Origin of the sequence: Sphingosinicella sp., assembly GCF_052387495.1 — a bacterium.
Taxonomy (GTDB): domain Bacteria; phylum Pseudomonadota; class Alphaproteobacteria; order Sphingomonadales; family Sphingomonadaceae; genus Allosphingosinicella.
Genome location: NZ_JBQTJC010000284.1, coordinates 1 through 4,288 on the forward strand (window position 1 = coordinate 1; position 4,288 = coordinate 4,288).

Genomic DNA, 4,288 nt, shown 5'->3' on the forward strand with positions numbered 1-4,288 from the left:
GCCCAGATGCTGGTGGCCGAAGGCGTAGCAGAGATTCGGCATGCGGCCGCTGCGGCCGATCGCCGGCAGATAGTCGGGCAGCGTCGGGCGCGCGCCCATCCATTCGGCGATCGGCTCCTCGAACGGCAGGCCGAGCGCGCGGACATGGTCGCGCAACCGTCGCCACTTGCGCGGATCGGGCGGGCTCGACGCACGACCGAACTCGACGAAGCTGGTCGCGCGCAGGCCGGAGCGGAAGCGCGTGACGAACATATGCCGGTCGGCGAAGAGGATCGACGGCATCTCCTCGGGCCAGCCGGCGCCGGCGCACTGGATATGATAGCCGCGCTCGGCGATCAGCGGCGCCTTGTGGCCGAGCGGGCGGAGCAGCCTACTTGAGGCGGGGCCGGCGGCGACGAGGATGGTGTCGGCCTCCAGCCGCTCGCCCGTGACCAGCCGAACGGCGTCACCCTCGATCCGCGCCGCGCCGCGCAAACGAATGCCGCCCAGCGCCTCGAAGCGGGCGACCAGGGTCTCGGCGAGGAGACCGAGATCGGTGATCTGACCTGTGCCATCGAAGCGGACCGCGCCGCCGGGCGGCTTCATCAGGCCGGCAAGATGGGCAAGCTCCGCGTCCGTGGCGTTGCGCCAGCTCGTGTTCCCGGTTTCGGTTCTGGCCAGCAGCGCGCGGCCCGCGGCGGCGCTTTCCGGCGTATCCCATACCACGAAATGCCCCGCGTCGCGCAGCAGCGCCGGCGCTCCCAGCGACGCGACCAGACGGCGCCAAGCGGGGAGCGCCTCGGCTTGCAGGCTACTAAGCGGACGCACGCCCGCGTCGTAGCGTTTCCTGGCGGCAATCAGGCGGAGGCCGAAGGGCAGCCAGGCGGCGATGTCGCGCAGCGGCAGCGCGACGGGGCCGCCGCGCATGAACAGGTTGCGCTTCAGGTTGCGCAATGTTGCGCGCGAAGCGAGGGGATGGACCTCGTCGGCGGCGATGTGGCCGGCATTGCCGAGGCTCGCGCCGCGCCATTCGGGGTCGGGATCGATCAGCCGCGTGGCGATGCCCCGCTGCTGCAGCCGATAGGCCGCGACCGAGCCGATCACCCCGCCGCCGATCACGATTGCATTTGCCATCTCGAATCGTATACGATTTACGCGAACCCGCTTCAATGGAGACTCGCGTGGCAAGCCAGCTTTGGACGGGTGTCTATCCCGCCGCGACCACCCAGTTCACCGCCGACGACCAAGTCGACATCGACGCGACGCAACGCGTACTCGCCGCGCTGGTGGACGACGGCGTGGATGGGCTCGTCATCCTTGGCACCTGCGGCGAGAACAACTCGCTGCTGCCGGAAGAAAAGCGCGCGGTGATGAAGGCCGCGGTCGAGGCGGTCGGCGGGCGCGTGCCTTTGGTCGCCGGCGTCTCGGAGCTCGGCACCACCCGCGCCGCGGAGTTCGCGCGCGACGCGGAAGGCATTGGCATGAATGCTTTGATGGTCCTGCCCGCGATGGTCTATGTGCCGACCCCGGCGGAGTTGGAGGCGCATTTCCGCGCCGTCGCGGGCGCGAGCGGCCTTCCCTGCATGCTCTACAACAACCCGCCCGCCTATCGCGTCACGATCGGCTTCGAAACGCTCGACGCGCTCGCCGAAGTGCCGAACGTCGCCGCGATCAAGGAGAGCGCGCCCGATCCGCGTCGCTTCACCGACCTGATCAACCGCTATGGGAATCGCTTCGCGGTGATGGCGGGCCTCGACGACGTCGCGCTCGAAGGCCTGCTGCTCGGCGCGACCGGCTGGGTCTCGGGCCTGACCAGCGCCTTCCCGCAGGAATCCGTCGCCCTTGTCGCCGCCGCCAATCGCGGCGACTGGGACGAGGCGCGACGAATCTATCGCTGGTTCATGCCCCTGCTCCACCTCGACGCCGAGCACGACCTCGTCCAGTCGATCAAGCTCGCCGAGCAGATCATGGGTCGCGGCTCCGAGCGCGTCCGGATGCCGCGCCTGCCGCTCGCCGGCGCCCGCCGCGCCGAGGTGATCGCGATGGTTGAGCAGGCCGCCGCGACGCGGCCGCTCGACGTCGCCGTCGCCGCGTGAGCCGCCATACCTTCTTCTGCATCGATGGCCATACCGCGGGCCATCCGGTCCGCCTGGTCGCCGGCGGGGCGCCGTTGCTCCAGGGCGCGAGCATGGCGGAGCGGCGGCAGGATTTCAGCGCCCGCTTCGACTGGATCCGCACCGGGCTGATGTTCGAGCCGAGGGGGCACGACATGATGTCGGGCGGCTTCCTCTATCCGCCCTGCGGCGACGCCGATTGCGGGATCCTCTTCATCGAGACGAGCGGCGCACTGCCGATGTGCGGCCACGGCACGATCGGCATCGTCACCTTCGCGATCGAGCACGGCCTGATCGCGCCGCGCGAGCCCGGCCGGCTCAGGATCGAGGTCCCCGCCGGCCTGATCGACATCGCCTACAGGCAGGACGGCGCGAAGGTCACCTCGGTGACGATTCGCAACGTCGCCTCCTATGTCACGGCGCGCGGCGTGGCGGTCGATGTCCCCGGCTTCGGTCCGCTCAGCATCGACATCGCTTATGGCGGCAATTTCTACGGCATCATCGAGCCGCAGGGCGCTTATTCCGGCCTCGACGCTCTCGGCGCCGCCCGGATCGTCGAGCTGAGCCGCACGATCCGCGCCTTGCTTCGCGAGGCGATCGAGCCCGTCCATCCGCTCGATCCGACGATCCGCGGCGTCAGCCATTTGCTCTGGGCCGACGCGCCCAAGGGCGAAGGCGCGCACGGCCGCAACGCCGTCTTCTACGGCGAGCGCGCGATCGACCGCAGCCCCTGCGGCACCGGCACGTCGGCGCGGCTCGCCCATCTCCACGCGAACAGAAGGCTCAAGGTCGGCGAGGATTTCGTCCACGAATCCTATATCGGCAGCCGCTTCACCGGCCGGGTCGAGGCCGAGACCGAGATCGGCGGCATCCCCGCCATCATCCCGTCGATCACCGGCTCCGCAATCGCCACGGGCCACAATACGATCTGGATCGACAGCGATGATCCCTTCCACGCCGGCTTCTCGGTGACATGACCCTGGTCGATCTCCTGCGCGAGCGCATCCTGAGCGGCGACGCCGCGCCGGAGCGGCCGCTGCGGCAGGACGCGATCGCCGCCGAGCTGGGGGTGAGCAAGATCCCGTTGCGCGAGGCGATGGCGCGGCTTGAGCGCGAGGGGCTGGTCCGCGCCGAGCCCAATCGCGGCTGGTTCGTCCGTCCCTTGAGCGCCGCCGAGGCGAGCGAGGTTTATGCGCTCCGCCTCCGGCTCGAGCCCGAGCTCGCCGTCCTCGCCGCCAGCCGCGCCACCGACGCCGAACGCGAGACCGCGCAGGCCGCGCTGACCCTGCTCGAGCGCGGCGGCGAGGTCGGCGCGCTCAACCGCGCCTTCCATCTCGCCCTCGTCCGCCCCGCCCAACGCCCGGTGACTCTCGACATCGTCGAGCGGCTGCACATCCTTTCGGACCGCTACGTCCGCAAGCATCTCGAGCCGCTCGGCCGGGACGCGCGCGCCCACGCGGAGCATCGCGCCATCTTGACCGCCTGGCTCGCGCGTGATCGCAAGGCGGTGGCGAAGTTGCTTGCGGATCATATCGGCGAGACGCTGGACGATCTCGAACGGCAGCTCGGCAGGGATTGAGGGGAAGGCATGGCGCGATCATTCTGGGGGCCGGTGAAGCCGATCCATGCCGAGGACACGCTCGCCGAGCATCACCGCCTCAGGAAGTCGCTGAGCTGGCCGCACCTCGTCGCGCTCGGCGTCGGCGCGATCGTCGGCACCGGCATTTACACCCTGACCGGCGTCGGCGCCGACCGGGCCGGGCCCGCGGTGATCCTCGCCTTCATGATCGCCGGCGCGGTTTGCGCCTGCGCCGCGCTCGCTTATGCCGAGCTCGCCACCCTGATCCCGACTTCGGGCAGCGCCTACACCTATACCTATTCGACCCTGGGCGAGACCCTGGCCTGGGTGGTCGGCTGGAGCCTGATCCTCGAATATTCGGTCGCGTGCAGCGCGGTCGCGGTCGGCTGGGCCGGCTATCTGGTCGGCTGGCTGCAATCGATCGGCGTCGCCCTGCCCGCCGCACTCCTCGCCGGGCCGTTCGCCGATCCGAATCCGGGCCTCATCAACCTTCCGGCCGTGCTCGTCGCCCTCGCCGTCTGCGGGATGCTGATAGCAGGTACCCGCGAGATCGCGACGCTCAACATCGTCCTCGTCGTCATCAAGCTCACCGCGCTCGCCGCCTTCGTCGCGCTGG

5 protein-coding genes are annotated in these 4,288 nt (G+C 70.0%); 4 read left to right on the top strand and 1 reads right to left on the bottom strand.

All coding sequences use genetic code 11. The annotated features are described in order from the left end of the window. Positions 1–1,113, bottom strand: a 1,113-nt coding sequence (locus tag ACT4N8_RS15520; RefSeq protein WP_444859014.1) for an NAD(P)/FAD-dependent oxidoreductase, incomplete at its 3' end; no start/stop codon positions are given. A 47-nt stretch (positions 1,114–1,160) separates the two neighbouring features. Between ACT4N8_RS15520 and ACT4N8_RS15525 the strand changes: the two genes are divergently transcribed. The 4 genes from ACT4N8_RS15525 to ACT4N8_RS15540 form a co-directional block, all read left to right on the top strand. Then, positions 1,161–2,075, top strand: a complete 915-nt coding sequence (locus ACT4N8_RS15525) for a dihydrodipicolinate synthase family protein (protein WP_444859015.1) — start codon at positions 1,161–1,163, stop codon at positions 2,073–2,075. Next, positions 2,072–3,070: a 4-hydroxyproline epimerase gene (locus tag ACT4N8_RS15530; protein WP_444859016.1), complete on the top strand. Its 999-nt coding sequence runs from the start codon at positions 2,072–2,074 to the stop codon at positions 3,068–3,070. The genes ACT4N8_RS15525 and ACT4N8_RS15530 overlap by 4 nt, the downstream gene beginning before the upstream one ends. Further along, positions 3,067–3,672, top strand: a complete 606-nt coding sequence (locus ACT4N8_RS15535) for a GntR family transcriptional regulator (RefSeq protein WP_444859017.1) — start codon at positions 3,067–3,069, stop codon at positions 3,670–3,672. The genes ACT4N8_RS15530 and ACT4N8_RS15535 overlap by 4 nt, the downstream gene beginning before the upstream one ends. A gap of 9 nt (positions 3,673–3,681) precedes the next feature. Then, on the top strand, positions 3,682–4,288 hold a 607-nt coding region (locus tag ACT4N8_RS15540; protein WP_444859018.1), incomplete at its 3' end, for an amino acid permease.

Coding starts and splice junctions, on each gene's coding strand:
- ACT4N8_RS15535 (WP_444859017.1), top strand. CDS start 3,067: ATGACCCTGGTCGATCTCCTGCGCGAGCGCATCCTGAGCGGCGACGCC.